Here is a 22,048-nt window from a genome sequence, read left to right as displayed (position 1 = left end):
CTCGCGGACGACGGTCGGAGGGTCCCGGATCACCGGGACCAAGATCCTCCACGTGCCCGCGGACCGGGACGGGCGAAGACCCACGGGCCGGGGATGACTAGGCTGGACGCGACGCGGTGCCGCGGAGGTCGGCACCTCCGTCGACGCCGCCGGCGCGCGCGAGGACGCGCGACACGACGACGAGACGGAGGACCAGGTGCGCATCGGACTTCTCACCGGCGGAGGCGACTGCCCCGGCCTGAACGCGGCGATCCGAGCCGTGGTCAAGCAGGGGACGGGGGAGTACGGGCACACCATCATCGGCTTCCGGAACGGGTGGCGTGGCGTCGTCGACGGGGACGTGTTCCCCCTCGGTCGCCAGGACATCCGCAACGTGCTGCCGGTGGGCGGGACCCTGCTGGGCACCGCGCGCTTCCATCCGAGCACCGAGGACGGCAGCATGGACGCCGTCCTGGCGACCGTGGAGGCGGAGCGGCTCGACGCGGTCATCTGCATCGGCGGCGACGGCACGCTGCACGCCGCGAGCAAGGTCGCCGAGGCCGGCGTCCCGATCGTCGCGATCCCCAAGACGATCGACAACGACGTCGAGGGCACGGACCTGTCGATCGGGTTCCACACCGCGGTGAACATCGCGACGGAAGCGCTCGACCGTGTGCACACGACGGCGGAGAGCCACAACCGCGTCATGGTCGTCGAGGTCATGGGGCGCCATGCCGGCTGGATCGCCGTGAACGCCGGCATCGCCGGCGGCGCCGAGGTCGTGCTCGCGCCCGAGCAGCCGTTCGACATCGAGCAGGTCGTGAAGTTCCTGCGCCACCGGCACCGCGCGCACGCGAACTTCTCGATCGTCGTCGTCGCGGAGGGTGCCGTCCCGCGCGAGGGCTCGGCGATGGAGTTCACGCAGCAGCTCGGCCGTTTCGGCGAGATCGTCGCAGGGTCGATCGGCGAGCGCGTGAGCGCCGAGATCGCGCAGCGCACCGGGTTCGACACGCGCCTGACCGTGCTCGGGCACGTGCAGCGCGGCGGGGAGCCGACGCCGACCGACCGCATCCTGGGGAGCCGCTTCGGGGTGGCGGCGGTCGACGCGGTCAGCGCCGGGACGTCCGGGGTGATGACCGCGCTGCGCGGGGAGCGGGTCGAGCTCGTGCCGCTCGCCGAGGTCGCGGGCCGGCCGAAGCGCGTCCCGGACGAGCTGCTGCGGGTCGCGCGCGTCCTCGCGTGAGGCCCGATCCCGCGTTGACCACGAGGGCTGGACCCGGATAAGGTGGACGGCGGTGCATTGCGCCTGCCGTCACGCCGAGCTCGACGCCATCTGGACTGCCACAGCGTCCTCCGGCCCGGCGGGGGGTCGCGCACCGCGAAACCCTACCCGCTCAACTTCACCTGTCCGCATCGGAGCATCGAACTCAATGACCATCTCTACCCCCGCGAAGTCCGCACCCCAGGTTGCCGTCAACGACATCGGCACCGAGGAGGACTTCCTCGCCGCCGTTGACGCGACCATCAAGTACTTCAACGACGGCGACATCGTCGAAGGCACGATCGTCAAGGTGGACCGCGACGAGGTCCTTCTCGACATCGGCTACAAGACCGAGGGCGTCATCCCCTCCCGCGAGCTGTCCATCAAGCACGACGTGGACCCCGGTGAGGTCGTCAACGTCGGCGACGCGGTCGAGGCCCTCGTCCTCCAGAAGGAGGACAAGGAAGGCCGTCTGATCCTGTCCAAGAAGCGCGCGCAGTACGAGCGCGCCTGGGGCACGATCGAGAAGATCAAGGAGGAGGACGGCGTCGTCACCGGCACCGTCATCGAGGTCGTCAAGGGTGGCCTCATCCTCGACATCGGTCTGCGCGGCTTCCTCCCGGCGTCCCTCGTGGAGATGCGTCGTGTCCGCGACCTCCAGCCGTACGTCGGCAAGGAGATCGAGGCGAAGATCATCGAGCTCGACAAGAACCGCAACAACGTCGTCCTCTCGCGCCGTGCGTGGCTCGAGCAGACGCAGTCCGAGGTCCGCTCCACCTTCCTGCAGACGCTGCAGAAGGGCCAGGTGCGCCCGGGTGTCGTCTCCTCGATCGTCAACTTCGGTGCGTTCGTGGACCTCGGCGGCGTCGACGGTCTCGTGCACGTCTCCGAGCTCTCCTGGAAGCACATCGACCACCCCTCCGAGGTCGTCGAGGTCGGCCAGGAGGTCACGGTCGAGGTTCTCGACGTCGACTTCGACCGCGAGCGCGTCTCGCTGTCGCTCAAGGCGACGCAGGAGGACCCGTGGCAGACGTTCGCCCGGACCCACGCGATCGGCCAGGTCGTGCCGGGCAAGGTCACCAAGCTCGTCCCGTTCGGTGCGTTCGTGCGCGTCGAGGACGGCATCGAGGGCCTCGTGCACATCTCCGAGCTCGCGGTGCGTCACGTCGAGCTGCCGGAGCAGGTCGTCAACGTCGGTGACGAGGTGTTCGTCAAGGTCATCGACATCGACCTCGAGCGTCGCCGCATCTCGCTGTCGCTCAAGCAGGCCAACGAGGGCGTGGACCCGGAGTCGGACGACTTCGACCCCGCGCTGTACGGCATGGCCGCCGAGTACGACGAGCAGGGGAACTACAAGTACCCCGAGGGCTTCGACCCGGAGACCAACGAGTGGCTCGAGGGCTTCGAGACGCAGCGTGAGGCCTGGGAGGCGGAGTACGCCAAGGCGCACGAGCGCTGGGAGGCGCACCGCAAGCAGGTCGCCGAGGCCGTCAAGGCCGACATCGACGCCGCGTCGGGCGACTCGGGTGCCTCGTCGTCCTCGTCCTCGTCGTCGTCCTCGTCGAGCAGCACGTCCTACTCGTCGGCCCCGGCCGCCGAGGCCACGGGCACGCTCGCCTCGGACGAGGCGCTCGCCGCGCTCCGCGAGAAGCTCACCGGCAACTGATCCCGTGACGACCCGCCCTCGGGCGGGACGTCGACGAGTCGACGAAGGCCCGCCACCCCTCGGGGTGGCGGGCCTTCGCCGTGCCGCTCCCGCGATCCGCTCCGCGAGGGACGGACGGCGAGCGGTCGGGGGTCAGACGGCGGCGGCCTCCCGTTCGCTCGGGAGGACGGCCCCCGGCTGCGCGGGCGAGTCCGCGAACTGCGTGCGGTAGAGCTCGGCGTACCGGCCGCCACGCGCGAGCAGCTCGTCGTGCGTCCCCGTCTCCACGACCTGGCCTGCGTCGAGCACCACGATGAGGTCGGCCTCGCGCACCGTCGAGAGACGGTGCGCGATGACGAGGGACGTGCGCCCGCGCAGCGCCTCCGCGAGCGCGGCCTGGACCGCGGCCTCCGAGCCCGAGTCGAGGTGCGCCGTCGCCTCGTCGAGCACGACGAGGTGCGGTGCCTTGAGGAAGACCCGTGCGATGGCGAGCCGCTGGCGCTCGCCGCCGGACATCCGGTAGCCGCGGTCGCCGACGACGGTCCTCGTCCCGGACGGCAGGGCGGCCACGACGTCCCAGACGTGCGCGCGCCGCAGCGCCGCCTCGAGCTCGGCGTCGGTCGCGTCGGGCTTGGCGTACCGCAGGTTCTCGGCGATCGTGTCGTGGAAGAGGTGCGCCTCCTGCGTGACGACGCCGACGGCGTCGTGCAGGCTCGCCTGCGTCACGTCGCGGAGGTCGCGGCCCGCGATGCGGACATGGCCGGCGGTGGGGTCGTACATGCGCGTCACGAGCTGCGAGACGGTCGTCTTGCCGGCGCCGGACGAGCCGACGAGCGCGACCATCGCCCCTGCGGGGACGGAGAAGGAGACGCCGCGCAGCGTGTCGGAGGTCGCGTCGGCCCCCTCGATCGCGACCGACTCGAGGGACGCGAGCGAGACCTCGGACGCGCTCGGGTAGCGGAAGGTGACCTCGTCGAGCTCGAGGCTCGCGCCCTGCCGGGCGATGTCCTCGCCCAGGTCGTCGGCGTCGTCCGCGTCGGTCACGGTCGGCTCGAGGTCGAGGACCTCGAGGACGCGCTCGAAGCTCACGAGCGCCGTCATGACGTCGACCTGGACGTTCGACATCGCCGTCAGGGGGCCGTAGAGGCGCCCGAGGTAGGCGGTGAGCGCGACGACGGTGCCGACCGTGAGGGAGCCCGAGATCGCCATGACGCCGCCGAGGCCGTAGACGATCGCGACGGCGACCGACGCGACGACGGTGAGGCCGACGCGGAACACGGTGCCGTACATGGCCTGCTTGACCCCGATGTCGCGGACGCGGCCTGCCTGCGCCGCGAAGCGGGAGGACTCCCGGGCCGGGTCGCCGAAGACCTTGACGAGGTGCGCTCCGGCGACGTTGAACCGCTCGTTCATCGTCTGCGCGGCCTCGGCGTTGAGCTCGTAGCTCTCGCGCGTGATCGCCGCGAGACGCTTGCCGACCCAGCGCGCGGGCAGGACGAACACGGGCAGGAGGGTCAGCGCGAGGAGCGTGAGCTGCCACGACATGGAGAGCATCGCCGCGAGCACGAAGACCACGGTGAGGAGGTTCGAGAAGACGTTCGAGAGCGTGGACGTGAACGCCTGCTGCGCGCCCAGCACGTCGCCGTTGAGGCGCTGGACGAGCGCTCCGGTGCGGGTGCGGCTGAAGAACGCGAGGGGCATCCGCTGGACGTGGTCGAAGACGGCGGTGCGGAGGTCGACGATCAGGCCCTCGCCGATGCGCGAGGAGAACCAGCGCTGCACGACGCCGAGGCCGCCCGAGAGGATCGCGATCCCGGCGGCGACGAGGGCGAGCGAGACGACGACGCCGACGTCGCCGGCCACGATGCCGTCGTCGATGATCCGCCGGAACAGCAGCGGCGTGACGGCACCGGCGGCCGCGTCGATCGAGATGACGACGAGGAACGCGGCGAGCTGGCGTCGGTAGGGTCGCGCGAACGCGAGGACACGGCGGAGCGTGCCGCGGTGCAACCGCCGGGAGGTGACGGAGGAGTCCTGGCGGAACGAGCGCATACCGCGCCCGCCGCCGGAGCCGGGAAGGGATGAGGTGAACGACATAGGGCCTCCTGGATGGGGGAGGGGCGCGGTCGTCCGCGGCGGAGTGTCGGGCCGGCCGGCGGGCGCGGGTCTCGTGGACCGCTCGCGCGAAGCATTGGTGAGTCTAACTCACAATGAGCCGGGTGCACAAGTGCGGCGATCGCGGGTACGCTCGGCGGCGTGACCAGCGATGCGAGCGCGCGCCCCACGGGCGGCGCGACGACGACGGGGCCGACCCCCTCGGTCGACGAGGCGGGCGAGTTCCTGTCGCTCCTGCACGCCGCGCTGCGTTCCGTGCGGCGCGAGGCGAGCGAGCGCCTGGAGCCCGCCGGGACGACGCCCGGCCAGTTCCGCATGCTGCGGTTCCTCGCTCGGTGCGAGGGCCCGTGCCGTCTCGGTGCGGTGGCGTCGGCGCTCGACGTCGCGCCCCGCTCGGTGACGTCCAAGGTGGACGACGCCGAGGAGGCGGGGCTCGTGCGCCGCACCCCCGACCCGCACGACCGCCGGGCGACCCTGGTCGAGCTCACGGCACGCGGGCGGGAGCTCGTCGAGCAGGTCGGGGCCGAACGCTCGTCGAGCGCCGGCACGCTGCTCGCACGCCTCGACGACGCGGAGCGCCACGAGCTGCTGCGCCTCCTGCGTGCGGTGGCCGGTGGGGGTGCCGCGCCCTGAACCTGTGCCGGCCGCGTCCGCCGCGGGCACGCCGTGCGCCGGCCCGTGCGACGGCGCGCGGAAGCCGTCACTGGCAGGATGGGGCCCATGTTCCGCATCGGCTTGACCGGAGGTATCGCGGCGGGGAAGTCCGTCGCGCTCGAGCGCTTCGCCGAGCTGGGCGCCGTCGTGATCGACTACGACGGCCTCTCGCGGGAGGCGGTCGCCCCCGGCACGGTCGGCCTCGACGAGGTCGTCGACGCGTTCGGCCCGGGCGTGCTCGCCGCGGACGGCTCTCTCGACCGGGCGGCGCTCGGCCGGCTCGTGTTCGCGGACGACGCGGCGCGCGAGCGCCTCAACGCCGTCGTGCACCCCGAGGTCCGGCGGCTCGCCGCAGAGCGCGAGGCCGCGGCGGGGGCGGGCGACCCGAGGGCGGTCATCGTGCACGACATCCCGCTCCTCGTCGAGACCGGCGACCCGTCGCACTTCCACTGCGTGGTCGTCGTCGACGCGCCGCTCGAGGTCCGGCTGCGCCGGCTCGTGGACGGGCGAGGGCTGGGCGAGGACGAGGCCCGCGACCGGGTCGCCGCCCAGGCCGACGACGCGACCCGCCTCGCGGCCGCGGACGTCACCCTCGACGGCAGCGGCTCGCGAGACGCCCTGCGAGCCCAGGTCGACGAGTTCTGGGAGCGGGTGCGCGCCGAGGTCGACGCCGAGGCGACGGCGGAGATCGAGGAGCACCAGGCGTGACGGTGCTCGTCAGCGGGTTCGAGCCGTTCGACGGAGCGGCGACCAACCCGTCGTGGGAGGTCGCCGCACGCCTCGCCTCGTCGGGTGCCGACCTTGTCGGCGCGCACGTCGTCGCCGCCCGGCTGCCCGTGACCTTCGCCGGCGCGTGGCCGGCGCTCGAGGCGGCGATCCGCGCGCACGACCCGAGCGTCGTGGTCGCGCTGGGCCTGGCCGGGGGCAGCGACCGCGTCCGCCTGGAGCGCGTCGCGATCAACGTCGTCGACGCCCGCATCCCCGACAACGCCGGCGCTGCGCCGGTCGACGACCCGGTGGTCGACGGCGGACCCGCCGCATATTGGAGCGGGCTCCCCCTCAAGGCGTCGCTCGCCGCCCTGCGCGACCTCGTGCTGCCCGCCGAGGTGTCGAGCACGGCCGGGACGTACGTGTGCAACGCGACGTTCTACGCCCTCATGCACCACGCGAGCGGGACGCCGGGACTCCGCGCCGGGTTCGTGCACGTCCCCGGGGCGGACCGGTTGTCCCTCGACGACCAGGTGCGCGCCGTGGCCGAGGTGCTGCGCACCGCGCTCGCCGACGTGCCCGAGCCCGTGCTCGCGGCCGGGACGGAGAGCTGACGCCGCTCGTCGCGGGCTCGCGCTCCGTCCCCGCCGCAGGGACGGGGGTCAGCGCGTCGCGCGCCGGCGCGCGACGAGCACGAGGAGCGTCGCCCCGGCGCCCAGCAGGAGGGCGGCGAGGGTCGCGAGCAGCCCGACCGACGCACCGGTCGTGGCGAGGCCGGGTGCTGCGGTCGTCGCGGTAGGGGAGGGCCCGGCCGCGTCAGGCGTCGCCACGGGATCGGCCACCGCCTCGTCGACGACGGGCGACGCGGGGGCCGGCGTCGTCGGCGTCCCGACGGGCTCCGCGGGACCGGCCGGTCCGACCGGCGTCTCCGGCGCGGCCGGGCCACCCGGGGTCGGCATCTCCTCGGTCCCGTCCGGGGGCACCGGGACCGTCCCGGGCTCGCACCCGGTGAGCTCGGAGCCGATCCACGGGTAGGAGTGGTGCTCGAGACCGTGGGTGCCCGCCCCACCCACGGTGAGGTCGCCCCCGACGTACAGGCGGCCGTTGGTGCTGGTGCGCACGACGACGTCGCTGTCCGCCGACGGGACGAGCACGCTGCCGACGAGCTGGTCGTTCGTGCCGAGCGTCACGGTGGTGGCGTCGACGAGGTTCCACAGGACGCGCCCGGAGGCGTTGCCGATGAGGCCTCCCGCCGGGTCGTCGACCCGGGTGCCGTCGACCGCCTGGTAGTGCGGGGCGAGCGTGACGTCCGTGCCCTCGACCGTGACGACGACCGGCGCCGTGGCGCTGACACCCGAGTAGTGGAGCTCCCTCGCGGCGGCCAGGTCGCCGGCGTCGACGCGGAACGCCTGGGTGCTCGCCGTGCCGTCGCCCACGAGCCGCAGGGCGGAGCCCTCGAGGGTGGTGGAGCCCGTGACGGGCAGCGCGCCGAGGTCTCCGGAGAGGGCGGCGAGCGCGTCGCCGAAGGGCACGAGCCCGGCGGCGACGTCCGGGCCCTGGTCGGCGAGGACGCGCCCGCCGTTGGTCTCGATGCCGGTCCGCGGGGCGACGGTCGAGCCCGCGACGACGTTGCCGCCCGACGTGCCGTCCGGGCCGTAGATCTTGTGCCCGACGTCGAGACGCCCACCCGTCACGTCGACGCCGCCTCCCGCGAGGAGCATGTCGCTCCCCGCCGGCGGGACGATCTGCGACCCGCCGCCGGCACGCCCGATGTTCAGCAGCCCTCCGGTCTGCACGCGGACGTCGCCGACGGCGGCCAGGACGCCCTCCGACTCGGCGGCACCGCCGAGCGCGGTGTAGTCCCCGCCCACGAAGACCGCGATGCCGTCGTCGGTGAAGAGCGGGTCGCTCGTCGAGATCCCGGGGAGGTCGCCGATCGCGGGGCACGAGCTCGCGGCGGGGGCGGCCGGCATCGGCGCCGCCGTCCGGGCCGCCGTCGCCGTGGTGCCGACGGCAGGGACGAGGACGAGGGCCGCCGAGGCGGTGAGCGCGAGTCGGCGACGGTGCGCCGGGGCGAGGGGCATGATCTCTCCAGGTCAGGGGGATGGGTGCAATGCCGACGGGACGGAGCGGGCTCGACCTCGAGGCCCCTCCGCGACGCCGCTGGACAGGCCGGAGGCGTCGTCGCTACCCGGACCCTAGGGGTTGGGAACCACGCCTACCAAATTACCGTCGAGGCGTCTCACGAGCCGGGCGAGGGCGGCGTGTGGGCGGGCCGACGTACGGTGGGTCCATGCGTCCTGTGACCGATCTCCAGCGAGCCGCGGCACCCTTCGAGGTGATCTCCGAGTACCAGCCGTCCGGCGACCAGCCCACGGCGATCGCGGACCTGTCCCGGCGCGTCCGCGCGGGGGAGAAGGACGTCGTGCTCCTCGGCGCGACGGGCACGGGCAAGTCGGCGACGACGGCGTGGCTCGTCGAGGAGCTCCAGCGGCCCACCCTCGTCATGGCACCCAACAAGACCCTCGCCGCCCAGCTCGCCACGGAGTTCCGGGAGCTGCTGCCGAACAACGCCGTCGAGTACTTCGTCTCCTACTACGACTACTACCAGCCCGAGGCGTACATCGCGCAGACGGACACCTACATCGAGAAGGACTCGTCGATCAACGACGAGGTCGAACGCCTGCGCCACTCGGCGACGAGCTCGCTGCTCACACGTCGCGACGTCATCGTCGTCGCGTCGGTCTCGTGCATCTACGGCCTCGGCACGCCGCAGGAGTACGTCGACCGCATGGTCCGCCTCGACGTCGGCATGCAGGTCGAGCGCGACGACCTGCTGCGCCAGTTCGTGACGATGCAGTACACGCGCAACGACATGGCGTTCACGCGCGGGACGTTCCGCGTGCGGGGGGACACGGTCGAGATCATCCCGGTGTACGAGGAGCTCGCGATCCGCATCGAGTTCTTCGGCGACGAGATCGAGAGCATCCAGACCCTGCACCCGCTCACGGGCGACGTCGTCCGCTCGGAGCCGAGCATCCACGTCTTCCCGGCCACGCACTACGTCGCCGGCCCGGAGCGCATGGAGCGGGCGATCTCCTCGATCGAGGCGGAGCTCACGGAGCGGCTCGACGAGCTCGAGACGCAGAACAAGCTGCTCGAGGCCCAGCGCCTGCGCATGCGCACGACGTACGACATCGAGATGATGCGCCAGATCGGGACCTGCTCCGGCATCGAGAACTACTCGCGGCACATCGACGGCCGCGAGGCCGGGACGGCGCCGAACACGCTCCTCGACTACTTCCCCGAGGACTTCCTGCTCGTCATCGACGAGTCGCACGTCACCGTGCCGCAGATCGGCGCGATGTTCGAGGGCGACATGTCGCGCAAGCGGAGCCTCGTCGACCACGGCTTCCGGCTCCCGAGCGCGATGGACAACCGCCCGCTGCGCTGGGAGGAGTTCGTCGAGCGCATCGGCCAGACCGTCTACCTGTCTGCGACCCCCGGCTCCTACGAGCTCTCGATGTCCGACGGCGTGGTCGAGCAGATCATCCGTCCGACCGGGCTCGTGGACCCGGAGGTCGTCGTCAAGCCGACGACCGGGCAGATCGACGACCTGCTGCACGAGATCCGTGAGCGCGCCGAGCGCAACGAGAGGGTGCTCGTCACGACCCTCACCAAGAAGATGGCCGAGGACCTCACCGACTACCTGCTCGAGAAGGACGTGCGCGTCCGCTACCTCCACTCGGAGGTCGACACCCTGCGTCGCGTGGAGCTCCTGCGCGAGCTGCGGCTCGGGCAGTACGACGTGCTCGTCGGCATCAACCTCCTGCGCGAGGGCCTCGACCTCCCGGAGGTCTCGCTGGTCGCGATCCTCGACGCCGACAAGGAGGGCTTCCTCCGGTCGCCGACGTCGCTCATCCAGACCATCGGCCGCGCGGCCCGCAACGTCTCGGGCGAGGTCCACATGTACGCGGACCGGATCACCGCCGCGATGGCGGCAGCGATCGAGGAGACGGAGCGACGCCGGGAGAAGCAGGTCGCGTACAACCTCGAGCACGGGATCGACCCGACGCCGCTGCGCAAGCGCATCTCCGACGTGACCGACATGCTCGCGCGCGAGGACGTCGACACGGCCGAGCTCCTCGCCGGCGGCTACCGGCAGCCGGGCAAGGGGCAGAAGGGCAGGGCGCCGGTCCCCGGCGGGCCCAAGGAGGGCGTGACGGCGGGCAACCGGCTCGCGGGAGCCGCCGCGAGCGACCTCGCGGACCTCATCCAGGAGCTCAGCGACCAGATGCACGCGGCCGCCGGCGAGCTGCAGTTTGAGCTCGCCGCGCGCCTGCGCGACGAGATCTCGGGCCTGAAGAAGGAGCTGCGGCAGATGCAGGCCGCGACGGCGTAGGCCGAGCCCGGTGGCCCACGCGGCCGGTCGGGACGGAATGCGCGGCGCCCCCTGGACGTTGTGACGGTCGGTTCCGGCGTGGCCTATGCTGGCACCTCAGCGAGGGGGAGTATTCCCAAGCGGTGATGTCGTCATCACGGCCGGCGCAGTCGTCGGCCCGGTGTCACCGGTCCCGCAACCACCAGCCCGCGTCCCGTGCGGGTGCGCGTGGCGGTGCGTGGCGGAAGAGACCTTCGGTACTCAGTGCTACGTACCGGAGGTTTGTGCATGGACGTCCCCGTCTGGGTCTGGATCGTCACCGTCGGCGTGATCCTCGCGATGCTCGCCGTCGACTACGTCGGGCACGTGCGCACGCCGCACGCCCCGAGCCTGCGCGAGGCCACCCGCTGGTCCATCGCCTACGTCGCGATCGCCCTCGTCTTCGGCGTCATCGTGTGGATCGTGTGGGGCGGCACGTACGGCGGGGAGTACTTCGCCGGGTACATCACCGAGAAGAGCCTGTCCGTCGACAACCTCTTCGTGTTCGTCCTCATCATGACGAGCTTCCGGGTGCCGCGGCTCTACCAGCAGAAGGTGCTGCTCATCGGCATCACCATCGCGCTCGTGCTGCGCACGATCTTCATCCTCCTGGGCGCGGCGGTCATCGAGAACTGGGCCTGGGTCTTCTACATCTTCGGTGCCTTCCTCATCTGGACCGCGATCGCACAGGCTCGCTCCGGCACCGACCACGACGAGGAGTACAACGAGAACGCCGTGCTGCGCCTCACGCGCCGGCTGTTCCCGACGACCGACTCGTACGTCGAGGACCACATGACGACGAAGATCGACGGCAAGCGCTACATCACGCCGATGCTCATCGTCATGATCGCGATCGGCAGTGCCGACCTGCTCTTCGCCGTCGACTCGATCCCGGCGATCTTCGGCCTCACGCAGGAGACGTACCTGGTCTTCGCCGCCAACGCGTTCTCGCTGCTCGGCCTGCGTCAGCTCTACTTCCTCATCGACGGGCTGCTCGACCGGCTCGTCTACCTCAACTACGGCCTCGCCGCGATCCTCGGGTTCATCGGCATCAAGCTCGTCATCCACGCGATGCACACCAACGAGGTGCCGTTCATCAACGGTGGCGAGCACATCACGGCGATCCCCGAGATCTCCACGCCCGTCTCCCTGGGCTTCATCCTCGTCGTCCTCACCGTCACCACGGTCGCGAGCCTCGCGCGCTCGCGGGCGGACCAGCGGCGTGAGGACGCCCGCATCGAAGAAGGTTCTTGATGGTCCACGAGCTCCCGCTCTGGTTCGAGTGGGCGTCGCTCTCGGCGCTCGCGGTCCTGCTGATCGTCGACCTGTTCGTCGTCGGCCGCCGCCCGCACGTGCCCTCCATGCGCGAGAGCGCGCTGTGGGTGGGTTTCTACGTCGCCCTCGCCCTGGTCTTCGGGGCGATCGTCGGGGCGATCGGTGGCGCGGCGCCCGCGGGGGAGTTCTACGCCGGGTGGCTCACCGAGTACAGCCTGAGTGTCGACAACCTCTTCGTGTTCGTCATCATCATGGCGAGGTTCGCGGTCCCGCGGGAGCAGCAGCAGCGCGTGCTCATGGTGGGCATCATCGTCGCGCTCGTCCTGCGCGGCGCCTTCATCCTCGCGGGCGCCGCGATCATCTCGCAGTTCGTCTGGGTGTTCTACCTGTTCGGCGCCTTCCTCGTCTACACCGCGATCAAGCTGGTCGCGGGCGGTGACGAGCCCGAGGAGTACAAGGAGAACCGGGCCGTTCGCGCCCTGCGTCGCGTCCTGCCGCTCGGCACGCAGTACGACGGCGGCCGCCTGCGCACGGTCGAGGACGGCAAGCGGGTGTTCACGCCCCTGCTGATCGTGTTCCTCGCGATCGGCAGCACCGACCTGCTGTTCGCGTTCGACTCGATCCCGGCGATCTTCGGGCTCACGCAGGACCCGTTCATCGTCTTCACGACGAACGTCTTCGCGCTGATGGGTCTGCGCCAGCTCTACTTCCTGCTGGGCGGCCTGCTCGAGCGTCTGGTCTACCTGCCCATCGGCCTCGCGGTGATCCTCGGGTTCATCGGCGTGAAGCTGATCCTCGAGGCGCTGCACGAGAACACGCTGCCGTTCATCAACGGCGGCGAGCACATCGAGGCCGTGCCGACCGTGCCGATCTGGCTCTCGCTCGTCGTCATCGTGGGCGCACTCGCGATCACCACGGTGGCCAGCCTCCTGCGGACGCGCGCGTCGCGGTCCGCGGACGGGTCGCGCGTCGCGCCGTCGGAGTCTGCCGGCTCGACGGCGGACGTCGAGCCGACGCCGGTCGACACGGTCACGGACGAGCTCGCGGACGGTGCGCTCGTCGGCCGTGAGGAGCCCTCCTGGGGCACGTCCGGCCAGGACGGCACCCCGCCTCGCTAGCACGGCGCCGCACCGTGCCTCCTGGACGACGAGCGAGGCACGGTCCGCGGTGCCGGCGGGTCAGGTCGCCGTGACACGCGTGCGGCGGCCCGCGTGTGGCAGGGTGGCCACGTGGCTGGACTCTCCGACCTGCGAGGTCGACGCGCCGTGGTCACGGGCGCCGCGTCCGGGATCGGTCGAGACCTCGTCCTCGAGCTCGTCCGCCGGGGAGCCCACGTCGCCGCCTGCGACGTGGACGCCGCCGCGCTCCGTACCGCGGTCCGGCGAGCCCAGGCGATCGACACCGGCGTCACGGTGACGGCGCACGTGCTCGACGTCGCCGACGGGGACGCCGTACGCCGGCTCCCGCAGGACGTGGCCGAGACGCACGACTGCGACGCCGTCCATCTGCTGTTCAACAACGCCGCCGTCGTCGGGGGGACCTCCTTCGTCACGTCGCCGCCCGACGAGTGGGAACGCACCTTCTCCGTCGCGTGGGACGGCACCTATCGCTGCACGCGCGAGCTCCTTCCGATGCTCATGGCCGCAGACCGGGGCGCCGTCGTCAACATCGCCTCGGTGAACGCCCTCTGGGCGAGCCTCGGCACGCGCGTGCCGCACAGCGCCTACTCCTCGGCGAAGTTCGCCGTGCGCGGATTCACCGAGTCGCTGATCGCCGACTTCCGCGCGAACGCCCCGCACCTCTCCGCGGTCCTGGTCCTGCCCGGGCACGTCCGGACGGGCATGCCTGCCCCGCCTCGCACGTGGCGACGCGCCCTCGGTTCGCTCTTCGCCGACTACCAGCCAGTGTCGAGCGCCTCGGCCGCGGTGACCATCCTGGACGCCGTCGCCCGCGGCGAGTGGCGTGTGGTCATCGGCGACGACGCTGAGGCGGTCGACGAGCGTGTCCGGTCGGACCCCTGGACGGCGTACGACTGAGCCGTACCGCACCCGGCAGGAGCCACCGGCTCTCGTGCCGCTAGACCCTGTCGGCCCAGTCCCCGATGATCGGCGACCAGGGGCGGACCGTGCGCTGGTCGATCAAGCCGGCCGTGGCGAAGGGGTCCGCGTCGAGCGTGCGCGCGACGGCCTCCGGCGACGCGCCGTCGAGCACGAGCAGCGCGCCGGCGGGTGCGCCGTCGTGCGCGGGCAGCGGGCCCGAGGCGAGGAGCACGCCGTCGGCGCGCAGCCCGTGCAGGAAGGCCCGGTGCTCGGGACGCAGCGCGTCGAGGTCGGTCGGTCGGTCGGCGTAGACGTAGGTCACGGCGTGGATCGGCATGGCCACAGTGAACCAGCCGTGCCCGACGTCGCGTGCCGCGTTCCGTGAGCCGGTCACCCGAGCAGCCGACCAAGGTCGCAGCGCTGTCGCCTCACCAGCCGCGTCGTCGCCACTCGTCGAGCTGCGGTCGCTCCGCCCCGAGGGTCGTGTCGGCGCCATGACCCGGGTAGACCCAGGTCGCGTCGTCGTACCGCGCGAAGACGCGTTTGACGACGTCGTCGAGGAGCCGCGCGAACCGGTCCGGGTCGTGGTCGGTGCTCCCCACACCGCCCGGGAAGAGCGAGTCGCCGGTGAAGAGATGGACCCGGCGCGCGACGGCGTCGGGCTCGGTGGCGTGGTCCGGCTCGCGGTACGCGAGCCCGACCGAACCCGGTGTGTGGCCACGCAGCGCGACGACCTCGAGCCGCAGGTGGCCGACCGCGAGGACGTCGCCGTGGTGCAGGCGCCGCGTGACGTGCGTGTCCGTGGCGTGCGAGATCGCGTCGGCGTCGTCGGCGCCCGCAGCCGTGGCGGCACCGGTGACGGCGACGACGGACGCGAGGGCGCGCAGGTGGTCGAGGTGCCGGTGCGTCGTGACGACCAGGTCCAGCCGCGCGGACGGCGACCCCTCGCGGACGAGCCCGAGGACCTCGTCGGGCGAGTCGGCGGCGTCGACGAGCACCTGCGCCCCGCTGCGACGGCACGTGAGCAGGTAGGCGTTGTTCGCGAGCGGGCCGACGGCGAGCTTGCGGATCTCGACCTCGTCGAGCCGCCGCACGTCGCTCGGCCCGCCCACGATCACCTCGCCCGAGTACGCCATGGTCCTAGTCTGCGCCGATACGTCGGGCAGGAGTCGCGTGCCGGTCGTCGGGCTCCGGTGAGGGAACGGCGAAGGTGCGTCGAACACCTGTGCGAGTGTCGGTGGGCGGACGTACGATGCTGCGGTGAGCAATCGCCTCGTCATCTCCGGTGCCCGCGAGCACAACCTGCGCAACGTCGACCTCGACCTTCCGCGCGACCAGCTCATCGTCTTCACGGGGCTCTCGGGCTCGGGCAAGTCCTCGCTCGCGTTCGACACGATCTTCGCCGAGGGGCAGCGACGGTACGTCGAGTCCCTGTCGGCGTACGCCCGCCAGTTCCTCGGGCAGATGGACAAGCCCGACGTCGACTTCATCGAGGGCCTGTCGCCCGCGGTCTCGATCGACCAGAAGTCCACGAACCGCAACCCGCGCTCGACCGTGGGGACCATCACCGAGGTCTACGACTACCTGCGCCTGCTGTTCTCGCGCGCGGGGACGCAGCACTGCCCGGTGTGCGGCGAGCGCGTCACCGCGCAGACGCCGCAGCAGATCGTCGACCGCCTGCTCGAGCTGCCGGAGGGGACGCGCTACCAGGTGCTCGCCCCCGTCGTCCGCGGTCGCAAGGGCGAGTACTCCGAGCTGTTCAAGGAGCTCCAGGCGAAGGGCTTCGCGCGCGCCCGCGTCGACGGCGAGGTACGCACGCTGACCGACCCGCCCGTGCTCGAGAAGAAGCTCAAGCACGACATCGAGGTCGTCATCGACCGCCTCGTCGCCCGCGAGGGCGTGCAGCGTCGGCTCACGGACTCGGTCGAGACCGCGCTGGGCCTCGCGGGCGGCCTGGTCGTCGTCGAGCTCGTCGACGCCGACGCGGACGACCCGGCGCGCGAGCGGCGGTTCTCCGAGAAGCGCGCGTGCCCCAACGACCACGAGCTCGCGCTCGACGAGATCGAGCCGCGCACGTTCTCCTTCAACGCGCCGTACGGCGCGTGCCCCGAGTGCACCGGCATCGGCTTCCGGCTCGAGGTCGACCCGGACCTCGTGATCCCCGACGAGGAGAAGTCCCTCGCGCAGGGAGCGATCGCGCCGTGGGCGCAGATCTCCTCGGAGTACTTCGAGCGGGTCCTCACGGCGCTCGCGGACGACCTGGGCTTCTCGATGGACACGCCGTGGCGGGCGCTGCCCGAGCGCGCGAAGAAGGCGGTGCTGCACGGGCAGAACCACCAGGTGCACGTCCGGTACAAGAACCGGTGGGGGCGAGAGCGCCAGTACTCGACGGGGTTCGAGGGCGTCATCACGTTCCTCGAGCGCCGGCACACCGAGACCGAGTCCGACTGGTCGAAGGAGAAGTACGAGGCCTTCATGCGCGAGGTCCCGTGCCCGGTCTGCAAGGGTGCCCGGCTCAAGCCCGAGGTCCTCGCCGTCAAGGTGGGCGGCCGGTCGATCTGGGACGTGTGCCGTCTGCCGCTGCGCGAGGCGGCCGCGTTCCTCGGGTCGCTCGAGCTGGGCGTCCGCGAGCGCGCCATCGCGACCGAGGTGCTCAAGGAGATCGACGCGCGACTCGGCTTCCTGCTCGACGTGGGCCTCGACTACCTGTCGCTCGAGCGGCCCGCCGCGACGCTCTCGGGCGGCGAGGCGCAGCGCATCCGCCTCGCGACCCAGATCGGCTCCGGGCTCGTGGGAGTCCTCTACGTGCTCGACGAGCCGAGCATCGGCCTGCACCAGCGCGACAACCGCCGCCTCATCGAGACGCTCACCCGGCTGCGCGACCTGGGGAACACGCTCATCGTCGTCGAGCACGACGAGGACACCATCCGCACGGCGGACTGGGTCGTCGACATCGGCCCGGGCGCGGGGGAGCACGGTGGCCGCGTCGTGCACTCGGGGGACTACGCCGGGCTGCTCGAGGCACCGGAGTCGGTCACGGGCGCCTACCTGTCCGGTCGGCGCAGCATCCCGCTGCCCGCCGAGCGTCGTCCCACGGACCCCGACCGTCAGGTGACGGTCGTCGGCGCGCGCGAGCACAACCTCACGGGCATCGACGTGAGCTTCCCGCTCGGCACGCTCACCGCGGTGACCGGTGTCTCGGGCTCGGGCAAGTCGACGCTCGTCAACTCCATCCTCTACACCGTGCTCGCGAACGAGCTCAACGGCGCGCGTCAGGTCGCCGGTCGCCACACGCGCGTCACGGGACTCGACCACCTCGACAAGGTCGTGCACGTCGACCAGGGGCCCATCGGCCGCACGCCACGCTCGAACCCGGCGACGTACACGGGTGTCTGGGACCACGTGCGCAAGCTCTTCGCGGAGACCACCGAGGCGAAGGTTCGCGGGTACACGCCGGGGCGCTTCTCCTTCAACGTCAAGGGCGGTCGCTGCGAGGCCTGCTCGGGCGACGGCACGCTGAAGATCGAGATGAACTTCCTGCCCGACGTCTACGTGCCGTGCGAGGTCTGCCACGGGGCGCGGTACAACCGCGAGACGCTCGAGGTGCACTTCAAGGGCAAGACCGTCGCGGACGTGCTCGACATGCCGATCGAGGAGGCGGCGGAGTTCTTCGCCGCCGTCCCCGCGATCTCGCGCCACCTCAAGACGCTCGTCGAGGTCGGCCTCGGGTACGTCCGCCTCGGGCAGCCTGCCCCGACGCTCTCGGGCGGTGAGGCGCAGCGCGTCAAGCTCGCGAGCGAGCTGCAGAAGCGCTCGACCGGGCGCACGATCTACGTGCTCGACGAGCCGACGACGGGCCTGCACTTCGAGGACATCCGCAAGCTGCTCGGGGTGCTGCAGTCGCTCGTCGACAAGGGCAACTCGGTGCTCGTCATCGAGCACAACCTCGACGTCATCAAGAGCGCGGACTGGGTCGTCGACATGGGTCCCGAGGGCGGCTCGGGCGGCGGCAAGGTCGTCGCGCAGGGGACGCCGGAGCAGGTCGCGCGCGTGGGGGCGAGCCACACCGGTCGCTTCCTCGCCGAGATCCTGGACCAGCACGACCCGGTCCCGGTCGGGGCCGCGGCCGAGAAGTCCTCGGGTGCCGCGGCGCCGGCGGCGAAGGGCGCCAAGGGCCGGTCCGCCAAGGCTCGCCGGGCGACCGACGAGTCCCCGCGGACGGGCGCGCGCCGCAAGGCGTCGGCGGCCTAGCAGGACGCGGGCGCGGGGCCGCCGACGGCGCGCCGTCAGGCGGCCGCGCGGCGCGCCGGTGCCGGGTCGACGAGCACGCGGAAGTTCACCGAGCGCGCGATGAAGCAGTGGTCGTGCGCCCGGTGGTGCAGCGTGGCGAGCGACGCGTCGTCGCTGCCCGCTCCGTCGTCGACCACGACCCGCGGGTGCAGCGTCACGTCCGTGAACTGCCCCTCGCCACCCGACTCGACACGCATCGTGCCCGTCGCCTCGTCGACGTACTCGCGCACGACGACGCCGGACGCCGCCGCGAGGTGGAGGAACCACAGCATGTGGCACTGCGACAGGCTCACCACGAACAGCTCCTCGGGGCTGTAGCGCGACGGGTCGCCGCGGAACGCGGGGTCGGACGACCCGGGCAGCGGGGGTCGCCCGGCGAGGAGGACGTCGTGGTCGCGGCTGTACGACGTGTAGGAGGCCGTTCCTGCGTCGCCCGCGCCCGTCCAGCGGACGGTCGTGGTGTACCCGTGCTGTGCGCTCATGGCCGTCACCCTAGCGGCCCGTGATGAGGGCCACACCACGACTGCACGGCCCGGGCAGACCTCGCCCGGCGCACCCACGACGCCACCGGACCGTCGGTGGCCTGACCTAGGCTGGAGCACATGGCTGACCCCGCGACGTACCGCCCTGCGCCGGGGGAGATCCCCACGTCGCCGGGCGTCTACCGGTTCCGCGACGAGCACGGCCGCGTCATCTACGTCGGCAAGGCGAAGAACCTGCGCGCGCGGCTGTCGAGCTACTTCCAGGACGTCGCCAACCTGCACCACCGCACCCAGACGATGGTGACCACCGCCGCGTCCGTGGAGTGGACCGTCGTCGGCACCGAGGTCGAGGCGCTCGCGCTCGAGTACACGTGGATCAAGGAGTTCGACCCGCGGTTCAACGTCAAGTACCGCGACGACAAGTCCTACCCGTACCTCGCGGTGACGATGGGGGAGGATTTCCCCCGCGCGCAGGTCATGCGCGGCGCCAAGCGACCCGGCACGCGCTACTTCGGCCCGTACGGCCACGCCTGGGCGATCCGCGAGACGCTCGACCTCCTCCTGCGGGTCTTCCCGGTGCGCACGTGCTCCGCGGGGGTCTTCAAGCGCGCGCACCAGACGGGCCGTCCGTGCCTGCTCGGCTACATCGACAAGTGCTCGGCGCCCTGCGTCGGGCGCATCACGCCCGAGGACCACCGTGCTCTCGCGGAGGACTTCTGCGACTTCATGGCGGGGGACACGCAGCGCTTCGTGCGCCGCCTCGAGCGCAAGATGGGCGAGGCCGCGGCGGCGATGGAGTACGAGGCCGCGGCCCGGCTGCGCGACGACATCGCCGCGCTGCAGCGCGCGACGGAGAAGAACGCGGTCGTCCTCGGCGACGGCACCGATGCGGACGTGTTCGCGCTCGTGGGCGACGAGCTCGAGGCCGCCGTCCAGGTGTTCCACGTGCGCGGCGGGCGCATCCGCGGTCAGCGCGGCTGGATCGTGGAGAAGGTCGAGGACGTGACGGACGCCGAGCTCGTCGAGCACCTCCTGCAGCAGGTGTACGGGGCGGCGGAGGAGGCCGCTGCGGCGGACGCCGGCAAGGCCGGTGGCGCCGGCGCGCGCGACGTCGTGCCGCGCGAGGTCCTCGTCCCCGTCCTGCCGCCCGACCAGGACCAGGTGACCACCTGGCTGTCGGGGCTGCGGGGCGCTCGCGTGGACGTGCGCGTGCCGCAGCGCGGCGACAAGAAGGAGCTCGCGGCGACGGTCCGCGCGAACGCCGAGCACGCGCTCGCGCTCCACCGCACGCGCCGCGCGGGCGACCTCACGACCCGCAGCCAGGCGCTGCGCGAGATCCAGGAGGCGCTCGAGCTCGACACCGCGCCGCTGCGCATCGAGTGCTACGACGTGTCCCACAACCAGGGCACCTACCAGGTCGCGTCGATGGTCGTCTTCGAGGACGGGCTGGCGCGCAAGAGCGAGTACCGCCACTTCACGGTGCGCGGCCCGGACGGCGACGGCGCGGCGGACGACACCGCGGCGATGTACGAGGTGATCTCGCGCCGGTTCAAGCGCTACCTCGCCGACCGCTCGGTCTCCGGCGAGGTGGAGATGGACCTCGAGGCGGACGACGTGACGGACGCGACCGACGCCGCGGGGCAGCGGGCCGAGCGCGCCGCCGAGGCCGCGGGCTACGTCCCGCGCAGCGGCGAGGTCGACGCCGAGGCCCCCGTGGACCGGCGCGCCCGGTTCGCCTACCCGCCCAACCTCGTCGTGGTCGACGGCGGCCCGCCGCAGGTCGCCGCTGCGGCACGCGCCCTCGCGGACCTGGGCGTCGACGACGTCGCGCTGTGCGGTCTCGCCAAGCGGCTCGAGGAGGTCTGGCTCCCGGGCGAGGACTACCCGGTGATCCTCCAGCGATCGTCGGAGGGCATGTACCTGCTGCAGCGCGTGCGCGACGAGGCCCACCGCTTCGCGATCACGCAGCACCGCAAGAAGCGCAGCAAGGGGATGACGGCGTCGGTTCTGGACGACGTGCCCGGGCTCGGGCCGGCGCGCAAGTCCGCGCTGCTCCGGCACTTCGGCTCGCTCAAGCGGCTGCGTGCCGCGAGCGTCGAGGAGATCGCGACCGTGCGGGGCATGGGGGAGCGGACGGCGCAGGCGGTCGTCGCGGCTCTCGGTACCGGGGAGGTGTCCGCGGACACTCCGGCGGACGACGGCGCCACCGCCCGCGCCTGACCGGCTGGCATGCTGGTCCCATGAGACCGGAACCCTCCCCGATCACGGTCCCGAGCGGCATCCCGGCGATCGAGGCCGCCACGCACCCGCCCGAGCGCCGCGAGGCCGAGGTGCTGATCATCACCGGCATGTCCGGCGCGGGTCGCTCGCGCGCCGCGGCCGTGCTCGAGGACCTCGACTGGTACGTCGTCGACAACCTGCCGCCGCGCATGATCGTCCCGCTCGTCGACCTCATGACCCGGTCCGGATCCACGCTCGAGCGCATCGCCGCCGTCGTGGACGTGCGCGGACGCGAGTTCTTCACCGACCTGGTCGAGGTGCTCGACCACCTGCGCCAGAACGGCGTCTTCTACCGCATCCTCTTCCTCGACGCCTCGGACGAGGTGCTCGTGCGCCGCTACGAGCAGGTGCGCCGCCCGCACCCGCTGCAGGGCGGCGGGCGCATCCTCGAAGGGCTCGCGGAGGAGCGGCGACTGCTCGCGAGCCTCGAGGAACGGGCCGACGTCGTCATCGACACCTCCGAGCTCAACGTGCACGACCTCGCCCGCGAGGTGCGTGCCGCCGTCGCGGACGGCACGCCGGACACGCTGCGGATCAACATCGTCTCGTTCGGCTTCAAGTACGGGCTGCCGCTCGACGCGGACCACGTCGTGGACGTGCGATTCCTCGCCAACCCGTACTGGATCACCGAGCTGCGCCACCTCACGGGCCGCGACGCGCCCGTGCGCGACTACGTGCTCGAGCGGCCCGGCGCCCTCGAGTTCATCGACCGGTACGTGAACGCGCTCGAGCCCGTGCTCGCCGGCTACCTCGGCGAGGAGAAGCGCTACGTGACGATCGCCGTCGGCTGCACCGGTGGCAAGCACCGTTCGGTCGCGATCAGCGAGGCCATCGCCACGCGCCTGCGGGCGCAGGGCCAGCGCGTCACCGTGACCGCGCGCGACCTGGGCAAGGAGTAGC

General features: G+C 72.1%; 17 protein-coding genes. 12 read left to right on the top strand and 5 right to left on the bottom strand.

The features are described 5' to 3' along the window. The first annotated feature begins 196 nt into the window (after positions 1-196). Positions 197-1,222, top strand: coding sequence for a 6-phosphofructokinase (locus tag ACMXGY_RS11505; protein ID WP_483773132.1), 1,026 nt, complete (start codon positions 197-199; stop codon positions 1,220-1,222). A gap of 187 nt (positions 1,223-1,409) precedes the next feature. Then, a complete protein-coding gene (rpsA, locus tag ACMXGY_RS11500) occupies positions 1,410-2,906 on the top strand; it encodes a 30S ribosomal protein S1 (RefSeq protein WP_483773131.1) in 1,497 nt (498 codons plus the stop codon). A 132-nt stretch (positions 2,907-3,038) separates the two neighbouring features. Here rpsA and ACMXGY_RS11495 read toward each other — a convergent pair whose 3' ends face one another. Beyond that, positions 3,039-4,982 carry an ABC transporter ATP-binding protein gene (locus tag ACMXGY_RS11495; protein WP_483773130.1) on the bottom strand — a complete coding sequence of 648 codons (1,944 nt, stop codon included), beginning with the start codon at positions 4,980-4,982 and terminating at the stop codon, positions 3,039-3,041. A gap of 159 nt (positions 4,983-5,141) precedes the next feature. Here ACMXGY_RS11495 and ACMXGY_RS11490 point away from each other — a divergent pair, with 159 nt between their 5' ends. The 3 genes from ACMXGY_RS11490 (at position 5,142) to ACMXGY_RS11480 (ending at position 6,976) form a co-directional block, all read left to right on the top strand. Then, positions 5,142-5,633 carry a MarR family winged helix-turn-helix transcriptional regulator gene (locus tag ACMXGY_RS11490; RefSeq protein ID WP_483773129.1) on the top strand — a complete coding sequence of 164 codons (492 nt, stop codon included), beginning with the start codon at positions 5,142-5,144 and terminating at the stop codon, positions 5,631-5,633. 87 nt (positions 5,634-5,720) lie between these two features. Beyond that, positions 5,721-6,362, top strand: a complete 642-nt coding sequence (gene coaE / locus ACMXGY_RS11485; RefSeq protein ID WP_483773127.1) for a dephospho-CoA kinase — start codon at positions 5,721-5,723, stop codon at positions 6,360-6,362. Further along, positions 6,359-6,976, top strand: coding sequence for a pyroglutamyl-peptidase I (locus tag ACMXGY_RS11480; RefSeq protein ID WP_483773125.1), 618 nt, complete (start codon positions 6,359-6,361; stop codon positions 6,974-6,976). The genes coaE and ACMXGY_RS11480 overlap by 4 nt, the downstream gene beginning before the upstream one ends. A 48-nt stretch (positions 6,977-7,024) precedes the next feature. On the opposite strand, the gene ACMXGY_RS11475 is transcribed toward ACMXGY_RS11480, so the two are convergent. Then, positions 7,025-8,446 (bottom strand): choice-of-anchor A family protein, encoded by a 1,422-nt coding sequence (locus ACMXGY_RS11475; protein ID WP_483773124.1) that lies wholly within the window; start codon positions 8,444-8,446, stop codon positions 7,025-7,027. Between the two features lie 209 nt (positions 8,447-8,655). On the opposite strand from ACMXGY_RS11475, the gene uvrB reads away from it, so the two are divergent. From uvrB to ACMXGY_RS11455, 4 genes are all read left to right on the top strand, one after another. After that, complete coding sequence (gene uvrB / locus ACMXGY_RS11470) at positions 8,656-10,764, top strand: excinuclease ABC subunit UvrB (protein WP_483773122.1); 2,109 nt, start codon at positions 8,656-8,658, stop codon at positions 10,762-10,764. A gap of 267 nt (positions 10,765-11,031) precedes the next feature. After that, positions 11,032-12,036, top strand: coding sequence for a TerC family protein (locus tag ACMXGY_RS11465; protein ID WP_483773121.1), 1,005 nt, complete (start codon positions 11,032-11,034; stop codon positions 12,034-12,036). After that, positions 12,036-13,175: a TerC family protein gene (locus ACMXGY_RS11460; protein WP_483773120.1), complete on the top strand. Its 1,140-nt coding sequence runs from the start codon at positions 12,036-12,038 to the stop codon at positions 13,173-13,175. Before ACMXGY_RS11465 ends, ACMXGY_RS11460 begins: the two co-directional genes overlap by 1 nt. Positions 13,176-13,286: 111 nt before the next feature. Further along, on the top strand, positions 13,287-14,093 hold the full coding sequence (locus ACMXGY_RS11455) for an SDR family NAD(P)-dependent oxidoreductase (protein ID WP_483773119.1): 807 nt from the start codon (positions 13,287-13,289) through the stop codon (positions 14,091-14,093). A gap of 40 nt (positions 14,094-14,133) precedes the next feature. On the opposite strand, the gene ACMXGY_RS11450 is transcribed toward ACMXGY_RS11455, so the two are convergent. Both ACMXGY_RS11450 and ACMXGY_RS11445 read right to left on the bottom strand, forming a co-directional pair. Further along, a complete protein-coding gene (locus ACMXGY_RS11450; protein WP_483773118.1) occupies positions 14,134-14,433 on the bottom strand; it encodes a YciI family protein in 300 nt (99 codons plus the stop codon). A 91-nt stretch (positions 14,434-14,524) separates the two neighbouring features. Next, positions 14,525-15,232, bottom strand: a complete 708-nt coding sequence (locus ACMXGY_RS11445; protein WP_483773117.1) for an MBL fold metallo-hydrolase — start codon at positions 15,230-15,232, stop codon at positions 14,525-14,527. A 124-nt stretch (positions 15,233-15,356) separates the two neighbouring features. On the opposite strand from ACMXGY_RS11445, the gene uvrA reads away from it, so the two are divergent. Then, complete coding sequence (gene uvrA, locus ACMXGY_RS11440; protein WP_483773116.1) at positions 15,357-18,347, top strand: excinuclease ABC subunit UvrA; 2,991 nt, start codon at positions 15,357-15,359, stop codon at positions 18,345-18,347. Positions 18,348-18,382: 35 nt separating this feature from the next. Here the strand turns inward: uvrA and ACMXGY_RS11435 are convergent, their stop codons facing one another. Beyond that, the gene (locus tag ACMXGY_RS11435; RefSeq protein WP_483773115.1) at positions 18,383-18,868 is read right to left on the bottom strand and encodes an OsmC family protein; all 486 of its coding nucleotides are present in this window, start codon (positions 18,866-18,868) and stop codon (positions 18,383-18,385) included. 120 nt (positions 18,869-18,988) lie between these two features. On the opposite strand from ACMXGY_RS11435, the gene uvrC reads away from it, so the two are divergent. Next, positions 18,989-21,088, top strand: coding sequence for an excinuclease ABC subunit UvrC (uvrC, locus tag ACMXGY_RS11430; RefSeq protein WP_483773114.1), 2,100 nt, complete (start codon positions 18,989-18,991; stop codon positions 21,086-21,088). A gap of 20 nt (positions 21,089-21,108) precedes the next feature. Next, entirely contained in the window at positions 21,109-22,047 is a 939-nt protein-coding gene (gene rapZ / locus ACMXGY_RS11425; protein ID WP_483773113.1) for an RNase adapter RapZ, read from the top strand. Position 22,048: the final 1 nt, after the last annotated feature.

It is taken from the genome of Cellulosimicrobium sp. G4 BAM 1002 (assembly GCF_057126935.1).
This window is presented reverse-complemented; position numbering and strand designations above follow the sequence as displayed.